Below are 25,894 nucleotides of genomic sequence, written 5' to 3' on the forward strand. Positions count from 1 at the left end.
GCAACGGACTGATGTTATGTAACCCTTTGAGTATAAAAAGTTGCTTACAGCTTGCGGTGCAAATTTCACTCAGAAGCGCTTGCCCCACTCTCTTTTGTCTACCACCTATTGCTGAATTAATACAAAACTGCATTCGGTTAAAATTTCAGAAGTGAACCAACTGCTGGCACATTTCTCAGCTATCACACCTAGAAACAGCAGTCAGAAATAAAACCGCAAACCTGACAACACAAGCAGTTGATCCAAGGGAAAAGATACCAGATCAAAGCACTTCTTGAAAATGAACAGCTTCACAAAGTGATCGTTGAATCTTTAAGCGCACTATCATCAGCAGACGGGACTGATTGAAAAGATACTGCAAGTCAACGTTTTTTCTCTCATATGTCAGTCGCCCAATCCAACTTATGCTCTGGGCGCACAGATTGAAAATAGCCAATCAGATCTTAATGTCCGCGGCAGGCTCAGGAGAGTTGACTGGCGGCTGGCCAGACCGAGAAGCCTGCCCTTTGTCTCTCATGATAGTTTGATCAACCCTGTATGTTGTGAGGTGCTGCTCTATCTACTATTCTAAAAAAATTGATGGATGCCTGTGCATACCACGATCACTTAACCCCGTTGTTTAGCCGACGATCTGGCCGATGACAACATCTGAAAGCAGAAAAATAAATTGATCAACTTCTCGTTGGAGCAATGCATAACACGGCCCCCAAACAACTGATGTGCTCCATACAGGAGGAATTGCCCTCACTAAACCGGATAAGGTCGGTGAGCACATCCAGAAGGATGGTAATCAAAACGTTATACTACGCTCCGATTCCGGGAAACCCTAGTGGCGGCTCCCTTCATCGTGCGCGAACAGAATGCGCAATCCATTCAGCAGTAAACGAGAAGTTGTTTTCAGGTTCTTTATCAACCTTGTATTGGTTGCTGATAAAGCATGCCGCATTGTATGGTGACGTGATGTCACACGCACTGTCAGAAACTAGTGATCTCAGCCCGCCGATCAAAAGTGGCGTGATTAGTGAAGCTTCAATAATTGGGCACCTGCCTTCTCTGTGCCAATCACAAGTTCGCTTTGCTCAGGATGGCGTAACCTGTGTTCATGTATTCAATTTCTTTCAAGCATGCAGAAATAAATCTTTAAAATCAATACATTAACAAAAATCCTGATTCTAGGGCTTCTTGTTTCAGCAACTTTAGGGGTAATTCATAGGGGTAATTTTTAACAGCATTAACTTTTCTGATTGCCTTTTTTGGATGCTTATCCAGTAGTTTCTGAGCTGTCTTCTCTTTGCTTAATCCTTGCCTTGTCTAATGAGGCTACCTTGTCAGCAGTGTGGTTGTAGCGCTCCATCATGCTGCGTGTTTTGTGACCACTGAATTCTTGCTTATCCCCCTTGAAGTCCGATATACCTTTGATCTTTAGGTCGTGAAACCGGAATCGGGCAGGAAGGGTACCAGCCTTTATGGCGGCCCATTGTTCTCGAATCCAGATACTGTTGAATCCACTGCGGGTAAAGCCATGTCCACTCTTGTTTCGAATCAAGTGCACGCTTTGTGCCCCGGAGTTTTTATTGGCTTTTAATCCTATATCAACCGCATCATGCAGTCTTTCGGTCCATAGCTTTAGCTGATTTTTGCCAGTTTTCTGCTGGCGGATCAGTAGCCCCTCTTCGGTAATATCCTGCCTTTTTAAGGCCAATACATCTTGCTGTCGAGCACCACATAAGTAAGATATTTCCATTGCCGCTTGATGGGCTGCATGACCACGGGAGCCCAACCAAGAATAAAAGGCCATGTATTCAGAGTCTTCTACATACCGCCCTCCCCTGCGCTCCTTGAGCGGCTTTACGGCTTTGATCGGATCTTCAATTGATACCAGGCCACGAGCCTTTCCCCAACGGAATATTATGGCAAGGAATGTGCGCTCTCTATTCGCTGCTGTTGGATATTCTTGGCCTCTTGTATCCATGAATAGCTGTATAACTGGCGAAGTGATAGTGTTTGGTCTTGCATTACCAAAAACGTCGCGTATTCTTTTGGAATATCTGAGGTAGTCTTTTTGTGTTTGCGTCCGCAACTCCTTAGTGTATTGCGGTGAGGCAAAATAGAGGTCTATCAGGTCGGAGATTGTGAATGGTTTACCCTGCTGATCTTGTTCCCAGCGCTCATATTCTGTCCACACTTCCGCTTTAGTGGCATCTGGGCCGCAAAGATGCCATACCCCTCGATTGCGAATTTTTACTCGGTAGCCACGGGAATAAAGTTCAACCCAGCGAGGCATCCAGGCATTTTTAGGGGTTCTTGGCCTAGCCATTAGCTGCACCCATGTTTATGCCTGAGGGTAATTGGATGTTTGCATCCTTTGAATTAAAGCGATTCTTGTAGGTCAACTGAGATTGATTGACCATTTCCCAGGTTACTGCAGGCTTACCATCTCTCCGACGCACATAGGGAATTTGATTCTCATCTAGTATCAGTTTCTGTGCGTCGGAGGATTTAGCGCCGGTCAACCTGTGCAACTGGGCATCGGTTAGTATTTCGCTCATCTCACTATCCTGTAAATGATTGCGCGATCAAAACCGCGCCTATTGGTTATCCTATTGGCACCCATCCAGGTAAAACCTCTGGCCTTCACGGGTGAGTTCTCCTGCCTTTTCCAGGGCATCGAAAACGGGTTTGGCGGCTGGGTATCCACCGCGAATGCACTTGATGATGTTGCGTAACACGGGCCGGGTGCCGAACTCTCCGGCGCAAATTTGGTTGGCCAGTTCAATCTGTTCCTGACTGAAGCCGGCGTTTACAAACCGTTTAGGGTCCGTTGAAAACCGTTTAGCTGGCGTTGAGGACCGTTTAGAAACCGTTGAAAACTGTTTAGGAAACGTTGAGGAGCCCTGCCCTTCCCTGGGCAACCGTTTATCTACCGTTGGTAGCTGTTTAGCGTCATTTAGCAGCTGTTTAGGCTCGGTTCGCGACCGTTTAGCGTCCGTTGAAAACCGTTTAGAATCCGTTGAAAACTGTTTATCTGGCGCTGAAAACCGTTTAGACCGTTTAGCTAAACGTTTACAAACCGTTGAGGCAGCGTTAAACGCTAGTAACGCCACCAGCCCTACCACATCTGTGATGATTGCCAGGACGAGGAATCCGGCGTGCTGTAATCGCACGGGGTCTGTATTGAGCATGCTGGCCAGGCTGCTAAACGCGCCGGGTATGCTGGTGGCTGGTTGCGCCGTGGACAGGCTTTCGATCAGCTGGCTGCGCTGGGCTTCCAGGGCATGCAATTTGGGGGTGGTATCAATAGCGCGCTGGCGGTAACCGTTGGCGGCGTCTGTGGCGATCAGGCCGTTGAGGCTGTTGATCTGCTCTTTAATGCTGTTGAGCTGCTGTTCAAGCGCTTGGTATTCCAAGCTGCCCTGGGTGCTGCGCTGCTGCTGCTCTTCGCTGTGAGTGGCGAGGAATCCAACGGTGGCGACAATGCTGATCACCACCAGTAATGGCCAGAGCGCGAGGAGGACATGGCCACTGAGCTGTCCCTGGGAGCGCAACCAGAGTCCGAGCGGCGCAAAACTAAACTTACACAGTTCCAGGGCAACGGCGGTAAGGCCGGCCACTACCTGGCTACCGGTAGTGCTGGGTATGGCGATCCACAGCTGCACAGTAAAGGCGAGGCTGGTGCCGCAGAAAATGAGTGCGGCGATGCCGGTGATGGATTGCCAGAGTCTCACAACTCAGCCCTCACCCCTGACCGCAGCTTCTGTCATAGCCTTGTAAATCTCTTTGGCGGTAGTCCAGGGTACGGTGATTTCCTGTAGATATTCGCCGGAGCCCTGGCAGTATTCACAGTCATCGCGATGGCCTTCAAGTAAGCACTGGCCGCAGGCTTCCTCTCGGAAGAAGGTGTGCTCACCAATGCATTGCGATTTCATCGTATTGGTGATCAGTGGGCGACCGTTGCGAATATCTATGGGCACGATTAAATGTTTCATGCGAATTCCTTTTATTGGGTGCCGGCCTTCCACCGGACTCGAGATCACCACTCCTAGTTGGGGAAGAAAAATAGACTGTCAATCAAGAGAAGAAAAAACAGTCTAATTTTCGCCAGTGATTCTAAAATCAAATTTCATTCATTTTCTTGTACCAAGTTGATTAAAATATTAAATACTGTCACCCACAAAGCCCACACTAGGCGGGCTGAGGGAGTTATTTAGGGGTGTGATTATTCGTTTTTCCTTTCCTTTAACTTGCCGTCAACGATGGTATAAACGGTTACTTCTTCGGTTTCTTTGTCGAAGATTTGTACCCAGTTAGCAAAGGAATTTTCTTTGGGAATTTTCTCCACTTTTTCTTTTGCCTTTTCGAGGGTTTCGAATGACTCCAATAAATCTTTTGCGCCACCTATCATCAGGTTGTAGCTACCGCAAAAAACTGCGTATCGCCTCATTAAATATTGCTCCTTTTAAAAAAGGGCCCAGTACCTGCGGCCCAAGCAGTGGGGGTACAGATGGCTGAATGCGCCAGGGGCGCGGTGGAAAGTTATTCCGATTTGCTTCCGTTCAAATATGCAACACGCTGGGCTGCCTCTTCGGTGCTTGTGTGATCTGACTCCGGCACCCATTTACCATTTGGCTCATAAAATCCTACGGTCCACAGTCCCGGTTCAGTTTGCGTATAGACGTACATTTATTCCTCCTTTCTGTTCTTTGCTGCGGCTTCACCGGCCAGGGCAAAGTACGCAGCGCCGTCTTCGTAGTCGTCTGGTACAAACACCCCGCAGCTTGCACGGGACTGTTTGAGCAGCACCATAAACTGCCATCCCTGCTCTTCCGTGAGATCAAACCCGTAGAGGGCATTAAAAGCGGCAACGGTTTTGGCCATGGAGCGCTCGCCGTCTTTGCTGTCTCGCTGCAAAGCGCGGTCGCGCATATGCTGAGCGGCTTTTTCCAGAAAGGCGTGGGCGCTGTAGTCCGTTGGTGAAACCGCTTCAGAGTTCATGCGAACTCACTCTCATTGATTTGCTGTGCAAGGTGATCGAGGGTTGCGAGGTAATCCGTTGCCGCTTCCCGGCTTTTGATGAGGGCGTCTTTAATAGCTTCTGCACGGTTTGCGCCGTGGCCCTGTGCCAGGCCTGCCCCCAGAGCACTGGAGAGGTTTACATTCAGGCAGACGTGGTAGTTCAGGCTGCCGTCGAGCCCACGTTGGCAAGTTATCCGCCCAAGGATATTGCCCTGCAGCACAACGTTTTCTTTGCTAAGCACCGGCCTGTTGGGATTTCCCCCTGAGTCGGTGATCGGGATTGATCTAAATTTGATGCCCTTCATGCGGTGCTCCCTCCCTGGTTACGTATGCGAATAGTTTTAATGGTGGGTTTGCGCTGGAATCGGGTGCGGAGTTGTTCCTGAGCCTCCGGGCCGGCGCTGACGAGAATGGAGGCGAGCAGGCCGAACTGGATCAGGCCGTGTTTAATGGCTTTAGCGACGGCATCGGTACTGTTACGTGCGTGCAATTTAAAGAAGCATTCAGTCAACAGGTTGGCGACATTGGCGATAGAGCAGCGCATAGCGGCGGCGGTTTCAGCATTGCTAAGGCCGCGAGCGCGGTGTGTCAGCGCTTCAGCCTGACGGGGGGCCAGTTTCCTGTACTCCATCACTTGGCTTCCTTTGTAGAGTTGTTGCATGGAGTGGTTGAGCTGGTGGTATGCGTGACCGCTCCCCCTCAATGCAATAGTTTTACTTAACCTTGGGACTTCAATTTAACTATACTAAAAAGATTCAGTAAATAAAACCAAAAAAGTATAGTTTTTGTAAAAAGGCGGTGATTTCTTCTCATATTGGTGAGCTTATCGGCTCGTGATCCTTCAAAAGAGCTTTAAGCAGGGCGTTGGGGCATTTGGTGGGAATGCATTTGAGAGTGGGTCTGAACTTAAGGGCTAATTTGGTGACATCTGTATGCCCAAAATTCTATTGCATGACAATTTGGCTCCATGATTGTTCTGGTGAAGCTTGAAAATAATGATGCCAAAGCGGTGGGCCTGTTAACTTTGGCTGAGCTCATGCGCTCGATAAACATTTTGACCGTCTGCTCGATCAAATTGATCTGGTCGGTAAAGTTTGCAGAGTGCGCGTGAATAACTCTACAAAATATGCAGAGTTGCTAAGTAATAAATTACCCAAAGAGGCTATATAGGACAGTCATTCTAGTTTACTGTGATGCACTGAGCTTGACCCACAGGAGGTGTGGTTTATGGAATTGGTGTGCCTGACCAAAGACAAGAAAAAGAACCAGGAAGCATCTCGGCTTCAGAGAGTAGCTGATAGTGCGGTTCAGTCTACCTTTCCAGTCCAGTGCCGGAAGTGTGAAAAGAGAACTCAGTGCCCCGAGGCTTGGGGCAATGTGGATAATTCATGCTGGCACCAAGTACTAAAACAGAGCTAATTACGTGGGGTTGCTATAAATATATCAGGATCGATATATAAAGTTGTGCGGAGTGTGATTGTACTCAAAATGTATACTGTGGAGCCGGTTAGAGAGTCACCGTGAAAGTGTCCTGACGATAAAATTTACAGGAGCAACTTGGTTTTTACTACTGGCAAGGGCTGCACTGTATGCTACTGCTACTGCTTGCGCCTTCTTTCCTGCCGGCATTCCTTGTATCCCCTGGCTTTCGATGGCGTTTTCGACTGCCTCAATACAGTTCTCTAATAGTTCCAGATCAATGCCGTCAGGAGTAATTGATGGCTGGTTTTCTGCCGACTCCATCAAAACATCCAGACTATACTCTTTGAGAGTCAACTTCTGTTCTACATCCCGAGCGATGCGGCTACCGATAGACTTAGTGGCATTTTTCCCGATCAATTGGTAGAGCTGTTGTTCAGAGCGACCAATAGCATCGGCAAACGCCCGCCTGTTCTTGTAGTCAGCAGCAAGCAGCCGTATGTTCGCACGCCTTATTTCGTTGATATCCATCGTTGCATAAACCATCAGAGTTTGCGCCAGCTTATCAAACCTTTAACGACCGTTAATGACCCTAAAAGGTTTAGTTAAGTGCCAATTTTCAGGCAAATAACTAAACCTTCTTGACTGAAACTATACCTTTTTAATATAGTTTCTGCATGAATCTCAATTACCACATTCGATCCCTGTCCCTGCAGGAGCGGGAAAAGCTAGCCAAGAAAGTAGATACCACTGGTGCCTACCTTTCTCGGATTGCTTACGGAAATGGTCGGCCAGGCCACAAGCTCGCTCGCAAGTTGTCTGCTGAAACAGGCATCCCTTTGGCAGATTGTCGCCCCGACATCTGGGGCGAAGGCCCTAGAGCTGCCACCAATAGCAGTATGGAGGCAAGGCAAGAACTGGTTAATCAATAGCCAACCATGGTCATTCATACAGGAGAAAAGGATGGACAAGCAAAGCATACACAGTGAGGTCGCGGAATTCCTCAAAACGGAGCAAGGAGCAGCGCTGGTAGCCGAAAGCCTTTCTGCACTGATCAATAGCCAGGACGTAGTTCTAATCCAGCCCAAAGAGAGAGTGGTTGCCAAGGTCCAGATCGCAATCAAAAAGATTGATGAGGCCCAGCAAGCGTTGAGCCAGGCGGATCAAAATGACCGGCAAAGTGTGGACTACAGCAGACACCAAGTTGAGCTTTTGAAGGTCCGGGTAAAGCTGTCAGAAATTGTGCAATTCCTTAAACCGGAGCAAGGCGAGGCGCTAGGGTCTGAAAGCCCTATAGGGGCCCGCCAAAGGGAGCCTGAGCCCGAGGTATCTCTAACGCGTGAACAGATACTCAACCAGGCGACGGACCTCGCAGCGCGCCAGGGATGTGATGTTGAGTTTTGGGTTGGCAACATTCAGAGCGCGATTAACAGATTGAATGGGGCCCAGCCAGTGCCAATGCCGGACCCGAAAAGCTGAAGTTATTTCTGTTTTCCAGCATTTCTTACTGTATCGAAGATTTTTTGATAGGCGGCTGAAACTTTTTCAACTGCACCTTCCAGGCTTGAGTATTTGGCGAGAGAGGCAAGACTATCTGAGTTTTCCTCACCTATGCGAATCATGGAAATGAGTATGTCTGCTGCGATGCGTTCGTGCGAGTCGTTCATAGCAATTCTCCGTTGCTGTTGGTTTGGGAGCTTTCAGCATACCGGGAATGGCGACACCTGCCCAGTGGTGTGACAGCCGGGAGAGTTCGGCACGAAACAGTGCAGAAGTTATTGGTGAAGGGCATAGAAAATGCAACAGGCGTCTATACGGAAAAGCCAGTTTCCCCGGTTGACAGGAATCGGAGAACGGTCCTATGCTTATCCCGCTCCCGCAAAATCGGGAGCCGGGGTTCGCAACCCGTTTTTATCAGGCGCCGGGAAGACGCCTCTAGCTGTAAGCGTCTTTTTTTGTGCGCGAAACCTCCTTGTTATGGTGGGGTATTCGGGGGGCCTTCGGGCCCGCCGTTTCCTGATAGCGGTATTGCGAACCCGTTTACCCCGCCACCATTTCGAGATTCGCAACTCCTGTGTGGCGGCTAACTCGCCATATCAGGAGGCTATCATGCCTAACCACGCCCCAGTTGTGCCCGCTGCTCGGGCAGATCAGTTTATTACCCAATCCCTTGACCTCGCTGGCGTTAGCTTAGAAGCCGTAGAAAAGCTGCGCACTCTATTTCTCGCTATTTCCTTCATGCCCGATAACCACCCCACTACGCAGGAGCTGGCCACCTTGGGTGCCCACCTTGCAGGTGAGTGGGTAAATGTTATTGAAAGTGAGCGCGAAGACTTGGAGCGATTAGAGAGCGTTCAACGCTATCGCGAAGAAACAAAGCCAAGGGTCTAAAAAATCGAGCTGGTGAAAGACCGGCAGCTTTTGATGTAACGGACACTATCAAAACCATTGAAGAGCCGCAGAAGCGGACGGAGGCGATAATGGAAGACTCCGATCTTTTTGTCCTGTATTGCGTGAATGAACGCGCACAACAAACGGGCCTCCCGGCTTGTGAGTTAGCGCGTGCCTTACTCCAAATCCCACCTGAACAAATCAAGGCGGCGGCGGATGCTGACCGTGCCTATCGAAAGTCTGCTGTTTTGAATGGGGGTGAAAAATGAGCCTTATTGTCGCCCCCCTGGAGGTATTGACCGATGGTCGTCTCACTGACCCCGAGCGTCGCGTCCTTTTTTCTCTGTTCTCTTTTCGTGGAAAGGACACGAATACCGTCTGGCCCAGTTTGGAATCATTGGCTGAACGTGCACAGATCAAAGACAAAACCCGTGTGTCGAAACTGACCAAGGCGCTATCCGAAAAAGGTTGGTTGAAAAAGAAAAAAAGGGGATTCACCGGGGGCAATGAATACACTCTAACGGTCCCCGCCAATTTGGACTCAGAGACCAAGTTGGTATCAGAGACCAAATTGGGTGGGGAGACCAAATTGGGTGGGGATACCAATTCCAATTTGGACTCAGAGACCAAGTCCAATTTGGACTCAGCAGCCAAGAACAAAGAACAAACCAATGAACAAACCATAGAACAAACCAATACTATGATCGATTCGGCGTTCGATCGATTCTGGTCAGCAGGTTTGCCAAGGGTGGGCAAGCGAAAAGCGCATGCCGCCTTCCTGGCCAACCTGAAAAAATCCAAACGGGATGCAGAGCCGTTTGCGGAGTTGCTTGCCGAGGATATCGAACACCGCCTGCTGGCCAACCAATTCGGTTTTGACAGGCTGCACCCAACCACCTACCTGAACCAACGCCGTTGGGAGGACGAGCAACCGGAGATCATTCCGTTTGACCGGATTATCGAGTCTTACCACCGCAACCTGCCCAACAACGTGCCGGTGACAGCCCTGAGCGACCGAAGGCGGGAGTTCCTGACCTACCTGTGGACGCAACGCGCAAACCGCGAGTTGGGTTGGTTTGATGAATTCTTCGCCTTCTGCGCCAGCCAGCAGTGGCTGAATGGTTCCCACAGGGCCGACCTGGAGTGGTTGACTGACCCGAATAATTATCCACGCATCACCGAAAACGCAAAGGGAGCAGCGGCATGATGGCCAAGCGTCTGAACCGGGACGAGCAGAACACCTTGATCGCTGCAGAGCAGATGGTTCTTGGTGGACTCCTGATCAACCCCTCCGCCATCGAGGACGTATTCGAGATTGTAGGCCGGTCGGATTTTATGACTCCGGCACACCGCACTATCGCTACAGCCATCAAATCCCTGGCAGAGAACTCCCAGCCAGTGGATGCGTTTACTGTGGGTGAGGAGCTGAACCGCACCAAAAAGCTGGGGTCTGCAGGAGGCGTTGCCTACCTGGCTGAACTGTGTGAACAGACCCCAGGGGCATCGAATGTACGAACCTACGCCCGCATTGCTGCTGACCACGCCCATCGCCGTAAGTTGCTGGCTGCTTTCGATGATTTCAGCAAAGCCGTTTACACCGCGCCAATCCGGTCTGTGACGGAGATTATCGGCGAATGCCAGTCCAGCCTGTCCGACCTGGAGCGTGCCCGAGATACCGGTACAGGCCCTCAAGATCTGGATGGGGCAGCCAGGGAGGTTCTGCAGGACTGGAACCGCCTGGAGACTGGCGAGCAGATCGAGCGGGTACACACCGGCTGGGATTGCATAGACCGCCGTTGGAAAGGGCTGCGTGGTGGTGAGTTGGTAATCCTTGCTGGGACCACTGGTACAGGAAAGACCGTATTTGCCATGCAGGTGGCTGCGCACAATGCGCTCAATGGCAACCGCGCCCTGGTCTTCTCCCTGGAAATGAGCCGCCGGGAGCTTTACCGCCGGTTGGTGGGCATGATTGGCCGCATCCCCATAGGGCTCGCCGACTCTGACAACTCCGATGACCGCAAAGGTTTTTACGCCCAGCACAGCCAGGGCCTGACCTATGCCGTAAACAAACTCAAAGGCATAGATCTGGGGGTGGATGACCAGGGTGCGTTGCACATCAACCAAATTGCCAGTCGTGCCCGCCGTGAACACCGCAAGAGCCCGTTGTCATTGATTGTGGTGGATTACCTGCAACAGGTGCGTGGCGATGGGATGAGCCGCGAGCGGGAGGTAGCTGGCGTCTCTGCCGGACTCAAGGCGTTGGCAAAGGAGTTGGATATACCGGTGCTGGCACTGTGCCAGTTCAACCGCGAAGCGGCCAAGGGTGGTCGGCCCAATATGTCCCAGCTACGCGATTCCGGTTCCATCGAGCAGGACGCCGATATCGTGGCGTTGTTGTACCGGGAGGACAAAGATAATTTTGATTCCCTGAACCCCGGCCTGGTGGAAGTGATCACTGCCAAGCACCGCCGTGGTGAGCCGGGCATCGATAACCTCAAAGCCAAGCTCAACCAGTTCCGCATGGATGTATGGACGGCGGAGGTACACCAGGCTGAGCCGTCTAAGAGATTCCGACAATTTGTTGGTTAATCGAGATAGGGGAAAAGATGGTCAATGAAATCAGCATTCGCGAGCGCTTGTGGGAGTGGTCCAGGGCCTATCCTGAACGTGCGGGGGATTCGGTGAGCTGGCCCCGTATGGCGGCATTTGGGCGAAGGATGATCTCAGGGCATAGGGAGGGCTCGGTACCGATAGATTACGAGAGAGCAGCCCTTACGGATGCTGCAGTACTGGCTTACCTGAATGTGATAGCCAGGCGACAGGACAAGGAGAAGGCTGCGTTAGAGAGGAAGGTTTTTTGGTTCCGGTATTACTACCGGTGGGAAATGCAGGATGTGGCCAGGAAGGTCAAAAAGTCAAAGCCCTGGGTTGAAAAAATGTGTCAAATTGTTGAAGCAACGGTGGAAGCTTTCTTTTTGTCGCAGAATGCCGCATAACTGTATTTAAAAACAGCCTGTATGTATTGACACCATACGTCAATATGGACTAACTTTGTATAAGCTGTCGCGAAGTATGCGCAGCGGGACCATACCCCCCTTTGAAAGCCCCGTCTGGTAAAGCTGGCGGGGCTTATTTATGTCCAAAATTCAATTTTTTGCTCCAGAGTCACTGCCCCCTAATGTTTGCAGTGTGTGTCAGGTATGGCACTTAACTAGCAAGATCCAGTTCTTTGTAGCAGTAGGCAATTAAAGCGCCATAGCGTATAGTTATGCCCCACTTGCTTCTATATTAATTTTTAATGCTGTGATTTGGGGAGACAAAAGTAAATGTCGAAATTAATAAAATCTATGACTTTTTCTGTGGCTGCATTAGTTCTTTCAAGTAATGTCGTGCACTCAGCATCATACTGTGGTGAAAAGGTTGCTCGAGTGATAGTTCATGGCGATGGAAGTGTATATTTCACTACAGATCAATCTTGTTCAGATAATTGGTGCAAGCTAGATTTTGAAGATCCCAAGCAGGTGGATAGAGGATACTCAATGCTTTTATCAGCTACGATTGCAGATAGAAGTGTTGATTTTTCATGGCCTGACATTTCAAGCTGTGATGAAAAAAATGCAAACCATGCATCTCCTGAGTACCTCGACATTCGTCCATAAGTGGTATGAAAATTACGACGAAGCTTGGATCAATGTAGATTCTAAATCTGAGTTTTGTTCTGATTAGTCCTAGCCCGCCCAGTGCGGGCTTTTTCGTATTGGGAACCCCCATGTTCAAGAACGCCTACTTCACGAAAGCGGAGCTGTCCTGCCGTTGTTGCGGGAAACTCCACTTCTCGGATGACACGCTGCGCCGGTTAATCAGAGTCAGGGAGCGGTTTGCCAAGCCGATGGTAATCACCTCTGGTTATCGCTGCCAGGACCACTGCGCCAGTATCGGATCGACCATGACACATACCACTGAGCAGGCTGTGGATGTATCAGTTTCTGGTGGGCGTGCCTATGAGCTGCTGAGGATTGCGATAGAGGAAGGGTTTACTGGCATTGGGGTAAAGTAGCATGGTCCCTACAAGGGCCGATTCCTGCACCTGGATGATCTTGAGCCTATACCGGGTGAGCGTACCCGGCCTGCTGTTTGGAGTTATTGAGGGGGAGAGCATATGAATGGCGTGACGCATAATTGATTTAGAGACAGTAATCAGGATAATAGTGGTCACGACCACCACTATATAAATGTTTACCCTACGAGAGAGAACATGACTCCGACTACTTCCATGGCACTATTTATATCAATGGTTGTTCTAGCCTTGATACCGGGGCCTGGAGTATTAACCGTCACCGCAAGATCAACGTCCGCAGGTTTGCGCCACGGTTTGTTTACTACTGCAGGCATCGTTACAGGTGATTTCGTCTTTATAACTCTTGCACTACTTGGCTTGGCAACTCTTTCAAATGTGCTCGGTGAGTTATTCTTCGTCATCAAATATCTAGGTGCAGCCTATTTAATATGGCTGGGTATATCAATACTCTCATCAACTCCAAATACTAGTGCTGGCAGGGCTATTAATGCGCCAAGACACACTGCCAGCTTTGCGGCTGGTCTCATCACAACTCTAAGCAATCCAAAAGCTATTTTGTTCTACCTTAGCTTTTTTCCTGCATTCCTAGACTTATCAAATGTAGCAGTCTCCGATGCGGTTTTATTGTATGCCATCGCAACGTTTTCTGTTGGCGGCGTGATGTTTGGCTATGCCTACATAGCTTATAAAGCCAAATCCATTTATTCTAACTCCAAAAAAGCGCGTCTTCTTAGGGCTAGTTCTGGTTCAATGCTCATAGGTAGCGGCATTTACGTAGCGGTAAGGGGTTAACAAGCGCATGTTATCGGGCTGGTTGTTAGCTACACTTCAAAGCAGCCGCAATACGAGGATTATGTGTCATATAGATCATCTTGTTATGGGACCGATACTCGACCTCTAACTTGGGGTAGCCATTCTTAAAAAATGGACAACCCCAAGCCAGATCTATCGTAAGTTTTGGGGTTACGCAAATTTGGCACTTTTGCGTTTTAGAGCTATAAATTAGCTACTTTGTGATTGCTGTCTCTACCAGACACCCAACCACCCAAACCGGCCACTGAGCCGGTTTTTTACTCTGGAGAGAATGATCGTATTTTGTACGATTGTTCCAAATCCATGTAAGTAACTGTTTTTAATGCGGATTATGGGTAAACGGCGCAGAATTGCTTCCGGGGCAGTAATCAGGATAATAGTGGTCACGGCGAACACTATATAAATGTTAAAACTCGAAACCAAGAAACACTGAATACTCAAAAGAATATGAATTTCATCTTAGCAATAATCCTTGGGCTACTATCACAAATCATCCCAATCGGAATCGGGGGAATGTTCATTCCCCACTACATCAGCACTGTGATAGTAGTGGTTCTGTCCGGCTTGGTTTACGGATGGGCAGTAAATGAGGTGGCGAGAAGAGAATTCAGAAAATACGATGTGCCATTTACAGGAAATAGAGTCCTTGCATCTGTGTTTTTTCTACTCTTCAATGTCTTTGCGCTTAGTATTTTTTATTACTCTTGGCTAAAAATAAGGCAAGAAAAGGCAGTTTTGGAATCAGAGAGACCAGTGATGGGAACGGCTAGCTCCGAGGGTGACCCTTGGAAAGAGTGATAGGTTTTAACTAGGCGATGCAGCCGACGGCAAATTTTATGCACTTTTTGCGCTGTCGCTTCGCTCAATTCTTGCGCAAAAGCGCATAAACTTAGCCGCGACTGATCTCGGCGTTAGGCTTCTTAAAAGGTCCTGTAATGTTTAGATATGTGTTGCTTACAATGATAATTTTTACATTAGTGGGCTGCGGCGGTGTTGAGTGCACGGAAGAAGCTGAAAGAGTAGATGTTGCCAAAAAATTATCACATCAACAGCTCGGGTCTCTTTATACAGAAGCTGTCAAACTCATTTCTCAAGGTGGTATGTCCCTATTAACGGGAGAGGATATTCCAAAGGAGTTTGATCTGGTCAGCCCGAAGGCCGTTATGGTGAAATCGAAATCTGTTTGGCTGTATCTAGAGAGTTGCAGCTTTGACAATAAGGTAGTAGTCTTTATTACGCAAAAGAGTCCAAGCCAAGGTAATATCTTTCTCCGATGGGGAGAGGCTCCTGAGTCAAGAACAATCGAGTTGTGGCGCAAAGCCTAACAAACGCCGGCACAAGCGCGCACTACATGTGCTGGACTCGCAACAAGTTGCTCGCCTGTGCGGCGGGCGTTATATGCACCCAAAAAATTGATTTTCGCCGTAAAAACAAAATCATCTAACAGTCATAAGGATGTCAGATATTTTAAAAATGACTTGCTTGAAGTGACTACCTTCTCAATCACATTTAAGCGTTATATCAGTGAAAGCGAATTTAGTATGGAAGTTAAATAATTCCTTGATTTCAAATTATGGATAAATTATGCATCGTATTTCAATCGTTTTACTCTTTTCTATGATAAGTATGAGTGGCAATAGTTATAGTAAAGATAAATCTCCAGCCTCAAAAGAACTATATCTTGGGCAAAAGCCGCCAGGTTTGATCTCTGAACGTTTTGCTCCTAGCATTCTTGATAAGGGATTTAGGGCTGGATCAGCAGCCTTTAGTCCCGATCTAAAAGAGTTCTATTTTCGAAGAAGAGGGGGGGAATATAAAAAGAATACTTTGTTTGTCATTCAATACAAAGATAAACAATGGATCGAGTCTGTTGTACCACCCAGAGCCGGGCAACCATTTGTTTCCCCTGACGGTAATATTTTGCACTTGGGGAAAGCCTATAGGGAGCGAACCCACTCTGGTTGGTCTGAGGTGAAAAGTCTTGATGCCCCTTTCAATGATTTGCCTATCATGCGTCTCACAGCTTCATCTAAAGGCACTTACTATTTTGATGAGGCAACTGAAATAGGCAATATTCGTTATTCACGATTAATAGATGGCAAACGTGAGGCGCCTAGATCTGTGAGCAAAGAAATAAACACGGGTAAATGGACCGCTCACCCCTTCATTGCGCCAGATGAGTCTTACATTATATGGGATAGTGAAAGAGACGGTGGATATGGTGATAGTGATCTGCATATTTCTTTCCGACAGCAAGATGGCTCATGGGGAACTGCGATAAACTTAGGAGATAAGATAAACACAAAATTCCAAGAGCAATTTGGTAGTGTGACCCCAGATGGAAAGTACTTTTTCTTTCACCGGTCGTATGACAATAAAGGCGATAAAGCAGATATCTATTGGGTAGATGCAAAAATTATTGAAAACCTTAGGCCCAACTAATAAACCATATAACAATCGCAACAAGAGTGACGCCAAAAGGCAGCGCGCCTTTTGCTGACGTTAGTGCGTCAAGCTAAGCTTCATGCTTCTTGCAAGGTGGAAGTTCTTGTCGGGTAAGGTCTAACCAGCCACCCAAACCGGCCAATGAGCCGGTTTTTTTACGCCTGGAGAAAGCTACTTCCCCAGGTGTCACAAACTGGAGCTACTGAGGGGAGGCGTATGGAGGGACTCACAGTTCAGACTGGAGATACCCAGGGAGACAAAGTGAACCTGCAGCCCACCCGCATCCCGAAACTACTGAGGCTGGCCAAAGGCCGTGATTGTGTCCGCTGTGGTAATAACGAGGGCACCACCGTAGCCGCCCACTACCAGGGCCAGCGCAGCCACAGCTATGGTAAGGGCCGGGGAATCAAGCCCCACGATGCGATGGCTGCGCACCTTTGTTATCGCTGCCACGCTGAGGCGGATAGCAGTGGTCTGGGTAACTGTCCCGAGGCCCACAGCGCCCGCTTTCTACTGCTGATTATCATTATTCAAATTAATTTGCTTATAGAGGGGCGCATCACCGCACGAGACTATGCCCAGGCCTTCCTGCTAAAGCTGTGCCGTAATACGGCAGAACTCCTGGAGTGTGGAGAGCCAGAGCTTCACGACATCGCCTGCCGCTTGGCTGGGTGCTGGGACTCAGGCGAGATCGCTATCGCCTCCCAGGGGGCCATGGTGAGCAGCTTTGTGGGGGTGATTCCATAGATAATGTGACCAAATGGGAAGGTGAATTTCGATCACTGTGACTGTTATTTTGGCAGGGAGGCTTATTTCTCCTAAAAAACCAATAAATACAGGGGGTTACATTCTGTGATGTTTATTGGGATACTGGTCAGAGTGATCATTTTTCCATATGTGACGATAGTGCCAGGTTGGTGTATCTGATTGATTCACAGAGGATTTTTGAGAGGTTGGCACGATATTTATCCAGAAATACTGATCAAGGAAATACTGGTCATGGGGATCAGTATTTAAATGTTAAGGTTCTTGGAGAGTTTAATATATGGATCGTTCGAAAGTTATTTTATCAGTAGCACTCATTATTTCAGTGGCATTGAATGTGCGGATTTTCTATCTGTATAGTAATTCCCACGATGACTTTGTTATATCTATGTCAAAGTCTATGCATCTAGAAAATGAAGTTCTCCAAAATATCGAGAGCGGTAACTTAGAACTTGCAAAATCAGCCCTTACTGAAAGCGCCGGGAATAAAGCAGCCTATGTTGGCATATGCCTGGAGCATGAATGTGTTAGCAAATCAGCACTGGCTGAAATCAGTGCAAAACCTTAATCGGGTAAAGGCGGGTTTCTAGCCCGCCCTCCCCACACCACCGTACATGTGGGCCCACATATGGCGGTTCGAGATTGGCTATGAAGGGTAGTAGCATCATTGCAAGATGAAGCATGGGGGTGATGTTGGGAAGTTTTGGGCTAAAGTCGCCACGGATATATAAACTCAGTATACTCGTGGACTGGTAATAGGGATCGTACTTTACACGAGTGAATATATTACTGAAGAGCCGGATGCGGTAGTCCCGCACGTCCGGATCTGCGTGGGGGCAGTTAGGGTAACCGGCTGTCCTACCACTACTAAGTAGTCCAACTATATTCAAGATTATAAAACATAAATTGTAGAGTTAATGAACGAATCAAGTCCTCCTAGAGCGAGGCTGTTAGTCGAGCTTCCTGACGAACGTTTTGAGGTTGAAGTACCAAGTGGTCGAAAGCCAAGTGTTGGAGATATCGTAGAATTGGATCAGGGTTTTACTGGTAAAAATGGGCTACCAATGGCCTTAGTTTTTTGTCCGGATGAAAATGGGGGAGATCTCTATGAGGCTGAGGTTTACGAAGCAGAGATCGAGGTGTTAGAAAAGAAATAAAAGGTGCCTTGTAGTGAGTAACGGCTAGCACGATTATACATAACAAATAAGGATATGTTGCGCTTGCTGCAATATTAGATACTTAAATGAACAAACCGGCCCCTGAGCCGGTTTTTTTACGCCTGGAGAAAGTGATTCCATGAATGAACAGGAAGCCGGAAGTGCGATAGTCACAGTTATGGGGGTGGGTTTGACACAAACTCCCGTCACTCCGCTGCAGGTGCTGGGGGTGATTATCGCTACGCTTGGTCTGGCGTGGAATGTGTATGCAGTGATTACCCGCAACCGGCACAACAAATTTGTGCGTGAGCAACACAAGCAAAATAGAGGCAGCAAATCCAACAATTCTGCTTAGGAGCTGACGCTATGAGTATATGGTCCCGCCTTTGGGGGAGTGAGAAAGCGCTGGAGAAAGGAGCGGATGCCCTGATTAAAACCGGCGATGCCCTGTTTTATACAGCCGAGGAGAAAGCGGCAGACAGTGCCGAGCGCAGTGCGCGGGTGCGTGAATTCCTGCTGCAGTGGATCAAGTCCACCAGTGGACAGAACATCGCCCGCCGATTGATTGCGCTGTCGTTTACAGGGGTTTACCAGGCATGGCACTTAGCTAGCAAGACGTAAATCCTCGCACCAAGTACCCAACTGCCCAAACCGGCCACTGAGTCGGTTTTTTACTCTGAAGGGGGTGGTCATATTTTGTACGACTGCACCAAATCCATGTAACTAGCTGTTTTTAATGCTGATTGTAGGTAAACGGCGCAAAATTGATTCCGGGGTCAGTAATCAGGATAATAGTGGTCATGGTGATCAGTATTTAAATGTTAAATTCTTGAGGCAGGCATGAGAGTAATTGTGATTCTAGCTCTTTCGTTATATAGCATGTGCTCTATATCAAAGGAGTTAGGCGAAATACTGACAGAGTGGAATCTTTCAAAGACACCAATTGAAGAAATATACGAATTGAATGAGAAGAGTCGTGCCCCTAACTCCTATGAAGACCTTCGTATAAAATGGGATCGACATGTTATTTATAAGGCTAATGGTGCGCTGGAGCTAAAGATTAATGATAATGCCTCAAGAAATACTCAGCTAACGATTGGTGACATTACCTATAGCTCCATAGACAAAGGGGAATTCGGAGGAGAACTTGGTTACACTCATGAAGGAAGCTATAAACCACTCTTAAAGGGAAACGTTCAAGAGCTTATAACTGATGGGCCTAAGCTTTACATATTGGAAGGGCTAGATCACATGTTGTCACGTGGTGCTGTATACGTTATTCCAAATATGAAAAAACCAAGCACGCCACAACTCGTAACTTTATTACCCGATTCGCCTAAAGCAGGGTTAATAACAAAACCTGGCAACCTTGTAGTAGTGGGTAGCAATGGCCTTTATTTTGTATCAGCGAACTACTTAGAAATCGTGTATTGGAACGCTTTTTGGTCCGGAATCTATTTATGGGGACCAACTAGCATTGTTAAGTATGAACATAAGTTTCTAATTGGTCTCCCAAAGGGTGTGGCCGTAGTAGAACTTGAAGCTCCATTTCATCCGCCCAAGATTGAGCTATATATGACCAACGAATTTAACAAATCAATGCAGCCGACCGCTAACGCGTCGGCTGATTGAGGCGTTATGCATAAAGAGGAAGTATGGTTTACATAGAGCCAAAAGGTAAGATTGTTACCATTTCATCACAGAGTAACGTAACGAGAACTGTGATCGAGTTTGACAGAATGGATTCAGGACCAGTTGCTCCATCGGGTCTCTATATAGATCCAAAAACAGGAACTGAACAATTTCAACTGCACCGTGTAGTTAATTGTGACGAACTTACATATACATTTGATACGTTTAATAGTACCCATCCAGCTCCAAAAGCCGGTGACATGTTCTCCTATAGAGGCTGGTGGTTACCCGAGGCTATGGAGGCTGCACTCGATAACGAAGAGAAATGGACCAAGAGAAACTTTCCAGTTAGTGACAATCATGAACATTGCCTGTTTTCCTGGGAAACAATTGCTTCCTATGTTGAAAATAATATAGGGTATTATTCTGATAAATACGGTTGGATTACCTGTGAATCATATGAAAGATTTATTGAGGGTGACGTTTACCACCTTCGGGAAAGCGATGCATAACAAGCGCAAGCAATAAGCTAGGGCCCTTCGCAGGATGGCGCTAGCCGTTTTTATCCAACCACCCAAACCGGCCACTGAGCCGGTTTTTTTACGCCTGGAGAAAGCTACTTCCCCAGGTCCGAAAATCTGGAGCTACTAATGGACTGGAAAGCGATAGTTAAAAGCGTGGCGCCGACCTTGGGCGCTGCCTTGGGTGGCCCTGTTGCAGGGACCGCAACCAAGTTCCTTGCCGACCACTTTCTGGGAGATGCCGATGCTCAGGAGCAGGACATTGCGGAGCTGGTATTGAATGCGAGCCCCGAGAAGCTGATGGAGCTACGCAGCCTCGACAACCAGTTCAAGCTCCAGATGCGCAAACTCGATATTGATGTGTACCGGCTTGAAGTGGAGGATCGCAAGAGCGCCCGCCACATGGGGATCAAGGGTGGCCTGGCAGCACAGATGGCGCTGTCCTTTATGTTTATCGGTGGCTACTTCGCGCTGACCTTCGCCCTGTTCTCCGGTGAGATTACCCTGACCCCGGCTATTGAGAAGACCGGCACCCTGATGTTGGGTGTGATCACCGGGGCCATCCCCATGATTCTGCAATTCTGGTTTGGCTCCAGCCAGGGAAGTAAGGAAAAAACACAGGCAATGGTGAAGCCATGAACACACACGACCTTGTGCGAGAGTTGGCAGAAAAGGCCAGTCATGCCACCACAGTAACGGTGGGCGCTATCGGCGGTATCTACAGCCTGTTTGTTCAAAACCCCATTGGCTTTATCTGTGCCCTGGTGGCCATCGCCTCCTTTGTAGTGAACTGGTACTACAGTCACCAGCGCCACAAGATGGCGAGAGAGCAGCAGGGTCAGCGTAATGCCAGCAAGGGCTAAGCGTTACTGCGCACGCTGTAGACAGGCGCATTCAGATCGCTGCCCCCAGGCTCAAAACCGCTGGGGAATATGGCAGAAGCAGAAAGGCACAGATACCCAGCGCGGATATGGGTCAGTCTGGAGAAAATTGCGCAGGTTAGTGATCCGGCGGGACAAAGGGCTTTGCCAGCATTGCTTGCTCAAGGGGTTGGCCATTGCTGGAACCCACGTGGATCACATCAAACCCAAGTCACAGGGCGGCACGGATGATATGGGCAACCTTCAGTTGCTGTGCAAGCCCTGTCATCTCATCAAGACCGCACAGGAAGGTGGCGGCGCCAGGGGGAGGGGTGGGTTAAATCTCTAAAGAGTGAAAAATCCGACACCGCCGCCCTAAGTCAATTTTTATGCGCGCTGAATTGAATCGAAAAAACCCACTTGGGTGTTTTTAGGTGATTGATATGCCAGGGAGATATCCGCAGGCCGGAAATGTGGTTCACCACCCGGCAGCTGCACAGAATGAACAGGCCACTGCAGAGAAGGAAGCTGAACTCAAAGCTTTGGCCAAAAAGTTACGTCCGCGAGGGGTCACTAAGGAAGAGCGCCGAGTGTGGGATCGTGTGGCGCTGGAGTTGGCGAAGGTGGGGCGGCTAAAGCCGCTGTTTGTGGATTATATCTATGAGTATTGTCGCACCAAGGTCGAGATGGATGAGTTGCGGCAATTTATCGCTGATAACGGACGCACCTATACCGTCGATGGCCGCAATGGTGAACAAATAAAGAATCACCCGGAAGTCGGCCAGCTGCGCGAAGTAGCACGGTTCTGGAACAGTATGGTTGCGCAGCTGGGTATGTCCCCCGCAACGGAACTCCGTTTTAACGACAAACAGGGCAACCTGTTTGATGATGAGTTCGACCGCCTATGACTTGGGATATAGATCACCTGGCAGATATGGATGCCTACTGCAATGATGTTCTGACGGGGGTAAAACCCGCGTGCCGCTGGGAAATTCTTTCTGTTCAGCGCCACGTAGATGACCTGCAGAAAGGGGAGGCATTTCCCTATGTGTTTGATAAGGATAAAGCCCTAAAGGTGATTCGCTTTATTGAGCTGCTACCGCATGTGAAGGGCAAGTGGGCAGCCAAGCGTGGCCTCGCCAAGCGCATCCGGCTAGAGCCCTGGCAAAAATATATCATCGGCTCCCTGTTCGGATGGGTTCACAGGGATACCGGTCTGCGCCGTTTCCATATCGCTTACATTTGCGTACCGCGAAAAAACGGAAAGTCTCTTATTGCTGCCGGTATCGGTTTGTATATGCTCACTGAAGATGGTGAGTACGGGGCTGAGATTTACTGTGGAGCCACTACAGAGAAGCAAGCTTGGCTAGTTTTTCGGCCAGCACAGAAAATGGCAGAGCGTACCCCGGCATTTCGTCGAGCCTATGGCGTGACCTCTCATGCGAAGCGACTGGAGTGCGATCAGCGCGGCACCAAGCGGTTGCCGGACAACAGCCGCTTTGAGCCGGTGATCGGCAAACCTGGAGATGGTGCCAGCCCCAGTTGTGCCATTTTGGATGAGGTCCATGAGCATACCGACGATGTACTTTACGACACCATGCTGACCGGTATGGGCGCACGCGATCAGCCGCTGATGTTGCTGATTACCACAGCGGGCAATCAGATCGCCGGCCCCTGTTATGCGATACAGCAGGATGTGCAATCGGTATTAGAGGGCAGTATCCAGAATGATGAGTTGTTCGGTATTGTCTACGGTATTGATCCCGATGATGACTGGACCAGTGAGCAGTCGCTTGTTAAAGCCAATCCCAACTTTGGTATATCTGTTGGTGGCGACTATCTAAAGGCAAGACAGCGTAATGCCGTGCAAAGTCCGCGCAAGCAGAATGCATTTAAAACTAAACATCTGAATGTTTGGGTTACCGCCAAGTGTGCCTGGCTCAATATGGTGGAGTGGAACCGGCAGGCGGATACCTCCCTGCAGCTGGAGAATTTCGTCAATGACCCTTGTTACAAAGGGTTGGATTTGTCCAGCAAGCTGGATATCACCTCGAACATTTCTGTCTTTGAACGAGAGATAAATGGTCAGCGGCATTACTATATTTTTGGCCGACATTACTTACCGGAGGAACGGATCAGGGAAGAGAGCAATAAGCACTATCAAACCTGGGAACACCTGGGCGCACTGACTCCGACCGATGGTGAGACGATTGATTACGAGCAAATTCAGGACGACGTTGAGCATGATGTGCGCAACTTTGAGGTGAGGGCCCTGGGCTTTGATCCCTGGGGCGCAACCCAGCTGACGCAAACGATCCAGAAGCAGGTTCCTGAACTGGAGGTGATTGAGGTGCCCCAGAACTACTCCATGTCGGATTTTATGAAGGAGTTCGAGGCTCTGCTCAAGGCCGGCCGTATTCATCACGATGGCAACCCGGTCCTCACCTGGATGATGGGCAATGTGGTGGCCAAAGAGATCGACGATGGCAAGAAGATCCGCCCGGTGAAGGAAAACAAGGAATCCAAGATCGATGGCGCCGTGGCCACACTGATCGCCTTCACCATCGCACTGACGGGCAAAGAGCCCACAACCAGCGTCTACGAAAACCGAGACATAAGATTCCTATGAAAAAACTGACCCCCGACCTGATCGCCATTCTCGGCCTCGGGCTGCTCGCCTGCGGTCTCTGGAAAATCAGCCAGCCCCTGGCGCTCTGTGTGGTGGGTGGGCTGTTAATGGCTTTCGGGCTCCTGGTTGCCTGGCGGAATACCCGATCCACTTCAGTGGATGAACTCCTCAAGGCCCGCGAAAACAGGAGAAACCATGCTGGATAAACTATTTCGCGCAGAGACCAGTACCTTAAAGGCGCCCAGCGATGATCTGCTGGCAGCCCTGAACGCGCCCCAGTCCGTCGCGGGCAAGGTGGTGACCCCGGATACCGCCATGCGCGTGGCCGCTGTCTATGCCTGTGTGCGTATTCTGTCGGAAACCGTTGCCGCGCTGCCGTTCAATCTGTACCGCAAAACTGGGGCGGATAACCGCGAGATTGCCAGCCATCATCCCCTGCAGGTGCTGTTACACGATTTGCCCAACGAGGAAATGACCGCGATGGACTTTCGCACCCAGCTGATGGCCGCGCTGCAACTGCGCGGCAATGGGTTCAGCGAGGTGGAGCGGGACAGGGCCGGACGTGTGCGCGGTGTCTGGCCCATCAATCCCGACAAGGTGTGGGTGGGACGTTCGGAAACGACCAAGCGGCTGGTGTTTGAGATACACGACGGGGATTTTCGATCTCTTACGCCGGAGCGTATATGGCGTGTTGCGGGCCTGTCCACCAACGGCATTATTGGACTGTCGCCGATCAGTCAGGCCCGCGAGGGGATTGGCCTCTCTCTTGCACTGGAGGAACATGGTGCGCGCTTGTTTGCCAACGGTGCCAAGCCCGGCGGTGTTCTGGAGGTGGAGAGCAAGCTATCAGATCCAGCCTATGAGCGACTGAGAAAAAGCTGGAATGAGCGGCACCAGGGTGGTGCCAACGCACATCGGGTTGCCATTCTGGAGGAAGGCGCCAAATGGCACCAGATTGGCATGAGCGCCGAGGATGCCCAGTTCCTCGAATCGCGCAAATACCAGCGCAGTGAGATTGCCTCTATTTTTGGTGTGCCGCCGCATATGATCGCCGACCTGGAAAAAGCCACCTTCTCAAATATCGAGCACCAGTCCATTCAGTTTGTGGTGTACAGCCTGTTACCTTGGCTCAAGCGTATCGAGCAGAGCATATTTCGCGATCTACTCTCCCCTATGGAGCGGCGTGAATATTATGCTGAGCACAGTGTGGAAGGGCTGTTGCGCGGGGACTCAAAGTCCCGCTCAGAGTTTTATAAGAATCTGTTCAACTCTGGTGCCATTAGCATTAACGATATGCGCCGTTTGGAAAATATGAACAGTATCGAGGGTGGCAATGAGCACTGGCTGCAGCTCAGTATGGCCCCGATCACCCAACCCCGCGAACCTACCAGCTCAGGAAACAACAATGCCTAAATGGTTTGAAATCAAAGCACAGACGGAAACTGTCCCGGCTGAAGTCTTTATCTACGATTATATCGGTTACTACGGCGTGGAAGCCAAGGCGTTTATTGACGAGCTCAACGCTCTGGATACCGATGAAATCCACCTGCGCTTGAATACTCCCGGTGGCAGCGTGTTTGAGGGCAATGCCATTTACAACGCACTGAAACGGCACAAGGCGACAATCACCACCTATATTGATGGCCTTGCCGCCTCCATGGGCTCCATTATTGCCCTGGCGGGGGAACGGGTGATTATGGCCGACAATGCCATGTATATGATCCACAATCCCTGGACCAGTGCCTACGGCGATGCCCATGAGCTGCGCAAGACCGCCGATACCCTGGATAAATTACGCAGTGCCATGCTCAACGACTATCACCAAAAAACCGGTATTGCGGAAGATGCGCTGATCGCCATGCTCGATGAGGAAACCTGGCTTACCGCCAGCGAGTGTGTCGAGCAAGGCTTTGCGGATGAAACCGTTGAGGGTTTGCAGGCAGCTGCCAGCTTTACCCCGGATAAATTTAAAGGCTGTCGAAAGGTTCCCACACAGTTAATTACCGCAGCAGCACCACCGACTCAGCCTAAACTCGAAGCAGTCGCCTATAACCACAGAACCCCGCTCTATGCGCGCCTGACTGAGATAGCAGCAAGAGCCTGAATCTAACCCTATTGCGAGCCGGAGCGCGCCGCGCTTCCCGCAACCAGAGCCGACAACTGGAAACAGT

The 25,894-nt window shown here is 49.5% G+C and carries 37 protein-coding genes; 27 read left to right on the forward strand and 10 right to left on the reverse strand.

Annotated features, from left to right (window positions below; genetic code table 11):
- Positions 1–1,261: 1,261 nt before the first annotated feature.
- From ACL7TT_RS11420 to ACL7TT_RS11460, 9 genes are all read right to left on the reverse strand, one after another.
- Positions 1,262–2,317 carry a hypothetical protein gene (locus ACL7TT_RS11420; protein ID WP_413395531.1) on the reverse strand — a complete coding sequence of 352 codons (1,056 nt, stop codon included), beginning with the start codon at positions 2,315–2,317 and terminating at the stop codon, positions 1,262–1,264.
- Entirely contained in the window at positions 2,310–2,549 is a 240-nt protein-coding gene (locus ACL7TT_RS11425; RefSeq protein WP_413395533.1) for a DUF4224 domain-containing protein, read from the reverse strand. Before ACL7TT_RS11425 ends, ACL7TT_RS11420 begins: the two co-directional genes overlap by 8 nt.
- A gap of 51 nt (positions 2,550–2,600) precedes the next feature.
- The gene (locus ACL7TT_RS11430) at positions 2,601–3,725 is read right to left on the reverse strand and encodes a hypothetical protein (protein WP_413395535.1); all 1,125 of its coding nucleotides are present in this window, start codon (positions 3,723–3,725) and stop codon (positions 2,601–2,603) included.
- A gap of 3 nt (positions 3,726–3,728) precedes the next feature.
- Complete coding sequence (locus ACL7TT_RS11435) at positions 3,729–3,986, reverse strand: hypothetical protein (protein WP_413395537.1); 258 nt, start codon at positions 3,984–3,986, stop codon at positions 3,729–3,731.
- Between the two features lie 230 nt (positions 3,987–4,216).
- Positions 4,217–4,441, reverse strand: a complete 225-nt coding sequence (locus ACL7TT_RS11440; protein WP_413395538.1) for a hypothetical protein — start codon at positions 4,439–4,441, stop codon at positions 4,217–4,219.
- Between the two features lie 239 nt (positions 4,442–4,680).
- Positions 4,681–4,992, reverse strand: coding sequence for a DUF6378 domain-containing protein (locus tag ACL7TT_RS11445; RefSeq protein WP_413395540.1), 312 nt, complete (start codon positions 4,990–4,992; stop codon positions 4,681–4,683).
- Positions 4,989–5,318 (reverse strand): hypothetical protein, encoded by a 330-nt coding sequence (locus ACL7TT_RS11450; protein ID WP_413395542.1) that lies wholly within the window; start codon positions 5,316–5,318, stop codon positions 4,989–4,991. Before ACL7TT_RS11450 ends, ACL7TT_RS11445 begins: the two co-directional genes overlap by 4 nt.
- Entirely contained in the window at positions 5,315–5,644 is a 330-nt protein-coding gene (locus ACL7TT_RS11455; RefSeq protein WP_413395544.1) for a response regulator transcription factor, read from the reverse strand. Before ACL7TT_RS11455 ends, ACL7TT_RS11450 begins: the two co-directional genes overlap by 4 nt.
- 884 nt (positions 5,645–6,528) lie before the next feature.
- A complete protein-coding gene (locus ACL7TT_RS11460) occupies positions 6,529–6,963 on the reverse strand; it encodes a hypothetical protein (RefSeq protein WP_413395545.1) in 435 nt (144 codons plus the stop codon).
- 432 nt (positions 6,964–7,395) lie between these two features.
- Here ACL7TT_RS11460 and ACL7TT_RS11465 point away from each other — a divergent pair, with 432 nt between their 5' ends.
- A complete protein-coding gene (locus tag ACL7TT_RS11465) occupies positions 7,396–7,911 on the forward strand; it encodes a hypothetical protein (protein WP_413395547.1) in 516 nt (171 codons plus the stop codon).
- A 2-nt stretch (positions 7,912–7,913) separates the two neighbouring features.
- On the opposite strand, the gene ACL7TT_RS11470 is transcribed toward ACL7TT_RS11465, so the two are convergent.
- Positions 7,914–8,099: a hypothetical protein gene (locus ACL7TT_RS11470; protein WP_413395549.1), complete on the reverse strand. Its 186-nt coding sequence runs from the start codon at positions 8,097–8,099 to the stop codon at positions 7,914–7,916.
- A gap of 442 nt (positions 8,100–8,541) precedes the next feature.
- On the opposite strand from ACL7TT_RS11470, the gene ACL7TT_RS11475 reads away from it, so the two are divergent.
- The 26 genes from ACL7TT_RS11475 to ACL7TT_RS11600 all read left to right on the forward strand — a co-directional run bounded on the left by ACL7TT_RS11475 (position 8,542) and on the right by ACL7TT_RS11600 (position 25,827).
- Positions 8,542–8,823: a hypothetical protein gene (locus ACL7TT_RS11475; RefSeq protein WP_299948069.1), complete on the forward strand. Its 282-nt coding sequence runs from the start codon at positions 8,542–8,544 to the stop codon at positions 8,821–8,823.
- Between the two features lie 89 nt (positions 8,824–8,912).
- Positions 8,913–9,092 carry a hypothetical protein gene (locus tag ACL7TT_RS11480; RefSeq protein WP_413395551.1) on the forward strand — a complete coding sequence of 60 codons (180 nt, stop codon included), beginning with the start codon at positions 8,913–8,915 and terminating at the stop codon, positions 9,090–9,092.
- Positions 9,089–10,030 carry a helix-turn-helix domain-containing protein gene (locus tag ACL7TT_RS11485; protein WP_413395552.1) on the forward strand — a complete coding sequence of 314 codons (942 nt, stop codon included), beginning with the start codon at positions 9,089–9,091 and terminating at the stop codon, positions 10,028–10,030. The genes ACL7TT_RS11480 and ACL7TT_RS11485 overlap by 4 nt, the downstream gene beginning before the upstream one ends.
- Complete coding sequence (locus ACL7TT_RS11490; RefSeq protein WP_413395553.1) at positions 10,027–11,412, forward strand: replicative DNA helicase; 1,386 nt, start codon at positions 10,027–10,029, stop codon at positions 11,410–11,412. The genes ACL7TT_RS11485 and ACL7TT_RS11490 overlap by 4 nt, the downstream gene beginning before the upstream one ends.
- A 17-nt stretch (positions 11,413–11,429) precedes the next feature.
- Positions 11,430–11,819, forward strand: a complete 390-nt coding sequence (locus ACL7TT_RS11495; protein ID WP_413395554.1) for a hypothetical protein — start codon at positions 11,430–11,432, stop codon at positions 11,817–11,819.
- Positions 11,820–12,149: 330 nt separating this feature from the next.
- Positions 12,150–12,482 (forward strand): hypothetical protein, encoded by a 333-nt coding sequence (locus tag ACL7TT_RS11500; protein WP_413395555.1) that lies wholly within the window; start codon positions 12,150–12,152, stop codon positions 12,480–12,482.
- 110 nt (positions 12,483–12,592) lie between these two features.
- The gene (locus tag ACL7TT_RS11505; protein WP_413395556.1) at positions 12,593–12,880 is read left to right on the forward strand and encodes a D-Ala-D-Ala carboxypeptidase family metallohydrolase; all 288 of its coding nucleotides are present in this window, start codon (positions 12,593–12,595) and stop codon (positions 12,878–12,880) included.
- A gap of 198 nt (positions 12,881–13,078) precedes the next feature.
- Positions 13,079–13,693: a LysE family translocator gene (locus tag ACL7TT_RS11510; protein ID WP_413395557.1), complete on the forward strand. Its 615-nt coding sequence runs from the start codon at positions 13,079–13,081 to the stop codon at positions 13,691–13,693.
- A 468-nt stretch (positions 13,694–14,161) separates the two neighbouring features.
- Positions 14,162–14,512, forward strand: a complete 351-nt coding sequence (locus tag ACL7TT_RS11515; RefSeq protein ID WP_413395558.1) for a hypothetical protein — start codon at positions 14,162–14,164, stop codon at positions 14,510–14,512.
- Positions 14,513–14,649: 137 nt separating this feature from the next.
- Positions 14,650–15,039, forward strand: a complete 390-nt coding sequence (locus ACL7TT_RS11520; protein WP_413395560.1) for a hypothetical protein — start codon at positions 14,650–14,652, stop codon at positions 15,037–15,039.
- A gap of 259 nt (positions 15,040–15,298) precedes the next feature.
- Positions 15,299–16,156, forward strand: a complete 858-nt coding sequence (locus ACL7TT_RS11525) for a TolB-like translocation protein (RefSeq protein ID WP_299948422.1) — start codon at positions 15,299–15,301, stop codon at positions 16,154–16,156.
- Positions 16,157–16,375: 219 nt separating this feature from the next.
- Positions 16,376–16,906 (forward strand): hypothetical protein, encoded by a 531-nt coding sequence (locus tag ACL7TT_RS11530; RefSeq protein WP_413395561.1) that lies wholly within the window; start codon positions 16,376–16,378, stop codon positions 16,904–16,906.
- Between the two features lie 298 nt (positions 16,907–17,204).
- The gene (locus ACL7TT_RS11535; protein ID WP_413395562.1) at positions 17,205–17,492 is read left to right on the forward strand and encodes a hypothetical protein; all 288 of its coding nucleotides are present in this window, start codon (positions 17,205–17,207) and stop codon (positions 17,490–17,492) included.
- A 349-nt stretch (positions 17,493–17,841) separates the two neighbouring features.
- Positions 17,842–18,081 carry a hypothetical protein gene (locus ACL7TT_RS11540; RefSeq protein ID WP_413395564.1) on the forward strand — a complete coding sequence of 80 codons (240 nt, stop codon included), beginning with the start codon at positions 17,842–17,844 and terminating at the stop codon, positions 18,079–18,081.
- A gap of 139 nt (positions 18,082–18,220) precedes the next feature.
- Positions 18,221–18,436, forward strand: a complete 216-nt coding sequence (locus tag ACL7TT_RS11545) for a hypothetical protein (protein ID WP_413395566.1) — start codon at positions 18,221–18,223, stop codon at positions 18,434–18,436.
- Positions 18,437–18,447: 11 nt separating this feature from the next.
- Complete coding sequence (locus tag ACL7TT_RS11550) at positions 18,448–18,702, forward strand: hypothetical protein (RefSeq protein WP_413395568.1); 255 nt, start codon at positions 18,448–18,450, stop codon at positions 18,700–18,702.
- A 219-nt stretch (positions 18,703–18,921) separates the two neighbouring features.
- Positions 18,922–19,713, forward strand: a complete 792-nt coding sequence (locus ACL7TT_RS11555) for a hypothetical protein (protein ID WP_413395569.1) — start codon at positions 18,922–18,924, stop codon at positions 19,711–19,713.
- Between the two features lie 23 nt (positions 19,714–19,736).
- Entirely contained in the window at positions 19,737–20,225 is a 489-nt protein-coding gene (locus tag ACL7TT_RS11560) for a hypothetical protein (RefSeq protein ID WP_413395571.1), read from the forward strand.
- A gap of 138 nt (positions 20,226–20,363) precedes the next feature.
- Positions 20,364–20,873: a hypothetical protein gene (locus ACL7TT_RS11565; RefSeq protein WP_413395573.1), complete on the forward strand. Its 510-nt coding sequence runs from the start codon at positions 20,364–20,366 to the stop codon at positions 20,871–20,873.
- Positions 20,870–21,097, forward strand: coding sequence for a phage holin family protein (locus tag ACL7TT_RS11570; RefSeq protein WP_413395575.1), 228 nt, complete (start codon positions 20,870–20,872; stop codon positions 21,095–21,097). Before ACL7TT_RS11565 ends, ACL7TT_RS11570 begins: the two co-directional genes overlap by 4 nt.
- Positions 21,081–21,443, forward strand: a complete 363-nt coding sequence (locus tag ACL7TT_RS11575; RefSeq protein ID WP_413395577.1) for an HNH endonuclease — start codon at positions 21,081–21,083, stop codon at positions 21,441–21,443. The genes ACL7TT_RS11570 and ACL7TT_RS11575 overlap by 17 nt, the downstream gene beginning before the upstream one ends.
- Before the next feature lie 94 nt (positions 21,444–21,537).
- On the forward strand, positions 21,538–22,002 hold the full coding sequence (locus ACL7TT_RS11580; protein ID WP_413395579.1) for a phage terminase small subunit P27 family: 465 nt from the start codon (positions 21,538–21,540) through the stop codon (positions 22,000–22,002).
- Complete coding sequence (locus ACL7TT_RS11585; protein ID WP_413395581.1) at positions 21,999–23,723, forward strand: terminase large subunit; 1,725 nt, start codon at positions 21,999–22,001, stop codon at positions 23,721–23,723. The genes ACL7TT_RS11580 and ACL7TT_RS11585 overlap by 4 nt, the downstream gene beginning before the upstream one ends.
- Positions 23,720–23,929 (forward strand): hypothetical protein, encoded by a 210-nt coding sequence (locus ACL7TT_RS11590; RefSeq protein ID WP_413395583.1) that lies wholly within the window; start codon positions 23,720–23,722, stop codon positions 23,927–23,929. The genes ACL7TT_RS11585 and ACL7TT_RS11590 overlap by 4 nt, the downstream gene beginning before the upstream one ends.
- Complete coding sequence (locus ACL7TT_RS11595; protein ID WP_413395585.1) at positions 23,919–25,136, forward strand: phage portal protein; 1,218 nt, start codon at positions 23,919–23,921, stop codon at positions 25,134–25,136. Before ACL7TT_RS11590 ends, ACL7TT_RS11595 begins: the two co-directional genes overlap by 11 nt.
- Positions 25,129–25,827, forward strand: coding sequence for a head maturation protease, ClpP-related (locus tag ACL7TT_RS11600; RefSeq protein WP_413395586.1), 699 nt, complete (start codon positions 25,129–25,131; stop codon positions 25,825–25,827). Before ACL7TT_RS11595 ends, ACL7TT_RS11600 begins: the two co-directional genes overlap by 8 nt.
- Positions 25,828–25,894 lie beyond the last annotated feature (67 nt).

This window comes from Microbulbifer jejuensis, from assembly GCF_047289955.1.
Classification (GTDB): Bacteria; Pseudomonadota; Gammaproteobacteria; order Pseudomonadales; family Cellvibrionaceae; genus Microbulbifer.

Bases quoted from the DNA above. Each gene is read 5' to 3' on its own strand.
- ACL7TT_RS11420 (WP_413395531.1), bottom strand. From the start codon at position 2,317: ATGGCTAGGCCAAGAACCCCTAAAAATGCCTGGATGCCTCGCTGGGTT.
- ACL7TT_RS11425 (WP_413395533.1), bottom strand. From the start codon at position 2,549: ATGAGCGAAATACTAACCGATGCCCAGTTGCACAGGTTGACCGGCGCT.
- ACL7TT_RS11435 (WP_413395537.1), bottom strand. From the start codon at position 3,986: ATGAAACATTTAATCGTGCCCATAGATATTCGCAACGGTCGCCCACTG.
- ACL7TT_RS11440 (WP_413395538.1), bottom strand. From the start codon at position 4,441: ATGAGGCGATACGCAGTTTTTTGCGGTAGCTACAACCTGATGATAGGT.
- ACL7TT_RS11445 (WP_413395540.1), bottom strand. From the start codon at position 4,992: ATGAACTCTGAAGCGGTTTCACCAACGGACTACAGCGCCCACGCCTTT.
- ACL7TT_RS11450 (WP_413395542.1), bottom strand. From the start codon at position 5,318: ATGAAGGGCATCAAATTTAGATCAATCCCGATCACCGACTCAGGGGGA.
- ACL7TT_RS11455 (WP_413395544.1), bottom strand. From the start codon at position 5,644: ATGGAGTACAGGAAACTGGCCCCCCGTCAGGCTGAAGCGCTGACACAC.
- ACL7TT_RS11460 (WP_413395545.1), bottom strand. From the start codon at position 6,963: ATGGATATCAACGAAATAAGGCGTGCGAACATACGGCTGCTTGCTGCT.
- ACL7TT_RS11465 (WP_413395547.1), top strand. From the start codon at position 7,396: ATGGACAAGCAAAGCATACACAGTGAGGTCGCGGAATTCCTCAAAACG.
- ACL7TT_RS11470 (WP_413395549.1), bottom strand. From the start codon at position 8,099: ATGAACGACTCGCACGAACGCATCGCAGCAGACATACTCATTTCCATG.
- ACL7TT_RS11475 (WP_299948069.1), top strand. From the start codon at position 8,542: ATGCCTAACCACGCCCCAGTTGTGCCCGCTGCTCGGGCAGATCAGTTT.
- ACL7TT_RS11480 (WP_413395551.1), top strand. From the start codon at position 8,913: ATGGAAGACTCCGATCTTTTTGTCCTGTATTGCGTGAATGAACGCGCA.
- ACL7TT_RS11485 (WP_413395552.1), top strand. From the start codon at position 9,089: ATGAGCCTTATTGTCGCCCCCCTGGAGGTATTGACCGATGGTCGTCTC.
- ACL7TT_RS11490 (WP_413395553.1), top strand. From the start codon at position 10,027: ATGATGGCCAAGCGTCTGAACCGGGACGAGCAGAACACCTTGATCGCT.
- ACL7TT_RS11495 (WP_413395554.1), top strand. From the start codon at position 11,430: ATGGTCAATGAAATCAGCATTCGCGAGCGCTTGTGGGAGTGGTCCAGG.
- ACL7TT_RS11500 (WP_413395555.1), top strand. From the start codon at position 12,150: ATGTCGAAATTAATAAAATCTATGACTTTTTCTGTGGCTGCATTAGTT.
- ACL7TT_RS11505 (WP_413395556.1), top strand. From the start codon at position 12,593: ATGTTCAAGAACGCCTACTTCACGAAAGCGGAGCTGTCCTGCCGTTGT.
- ACL7TT_RS11510 (WP_413395557.1), top strand. From the start codon at position 13,079: ATGACTCCGACTACTTCCATGGCACTATTTATATCAATGGTTGTTCTA.
- ACL7TT_RS11515 (WP_413395558.1), top strand. From the start codon at position 14,162: ATGAATTTCATCTTAGCAATAATCCTTGGGCTACTATCACAAATCATC.
- ACL7TT_RS11520 (WP_413395560.1), top strand. From the start codon at position 14,650: ATGTTTAGATATGTGTTGCTTACAATGATAATTTTTACATTAGTGGGC.
- ACL7TT_RS11525 (WP_299948422.1), top strand. From the start codon at position 15,299: ATGCATCGTATTTCAATCGTTTTACTCTTTTCTATGATAAGTATGAGT.
- ACL7TT_RS11530 (WP_413395561.1), top strand. From the start codon at position 16,376: ATGGAGGGACTCACAGTTCAGACTGGAGATACCCAGGGAGACAAAGTG.
- ACL7TT_RS11535 (WP_413395562.1), top strand. From the start codon at position 17,205: ATGGATCGTTCGAAAGTTATTTTATCAGTAGCACTCATTATTTCAGTG.
- ACL7TT_RS11540 (WP_413395564.1), top strand. From the start codon at position 17,842: ATGAACGAATCAAGTCCTCCTAGAGCGAGGCTGTTAGTCGAGCTTCCT.
- ACL7TT_RS11545 (WP_413395566.1), top strand. From the start codon at position 18,221: ATGAATGAACAGGAAGCCGGAAGTGCGATAGTCACAGTTATGGGGGTG.
- ACL7TT_RS11550 (WP_413395568.1), top strand. From the start codon at position 18,448: ATGAGTATATGGTCCCGCCTTTGGGGGAGTGAGAAAGCGCTGGAGAAA.
- ACL7TT_RS11555 (WP_413395569.1), top strand. From the start codon at position 18,922: ATGAGAGTAATTGTGATTCTAGCTCTTTCGTTATATAGCATGTGCTCT.
- ACL7TT_RS11560 (WP_413395571.1), top strand. From the start codon at position 19,737: ATGGTTTACATAGAGCCAAAAGGTAAGATTGTTACCATTTCATCACAG.
- ACL7TT_RS11565 (WP_413395573.1), top strand. From the start codon at position 20,364: ATGGACTGGAAAGCGATAGTTAAAAGCGTGGCGCCGACCTTGGGCGCT.
- ACL7TT_RS11570 (WP_413395575.1), top strand. From the start codon at position 20,870: ATGAACACACACGACCTTGTGCGAGAGTTGGCAGAAAAGGCCAGTCAT.
- ACL7TT_RS11575 (WP_413395577.1), top strand. From the start codon at position 21,081: ATGCCAGCAAGGGCTAAGCGTTACTGCGCACGCTGTAGACAGGCGCAT.
- ACL7TT_RS11580 (WP_413395579.1), top strand. From the start codon at position 21,538: ATGCCAGGGAGATATCCGCAGGCCGGAAATGTGGTTCACCACCCGGCA.
- ACL7TT_RS11585 (WP_413395581.1), top strand. From the start codon at position 21,999: ATGACTTGGGATATAGATCACCTGGCAGATATGGATGCCTACTGCAAT.
- ACL7TT_RS11590 (WP_413395583.1), top strand. From the start codon at position 23,720: ATGAAAAAACTGACCCCCGACCTGATCGCCATTCTCGGCCTCGGGCTG.
- ACL7TT_RS11595 (WP_413395585.1), top strand. From the start codon at position 23,919: ATGCTGGATAAACTATTTCGCGCAGAGACCAGTACCTTAAAGGCGCCC.
- ACL7TT_RS11600 (WP_413395586.1), top strand. From the start codon at position 25,129: ATGCCTAAATGGTTTGAAATCAAAGCACAGACGGAAACTGTCCCGGCT.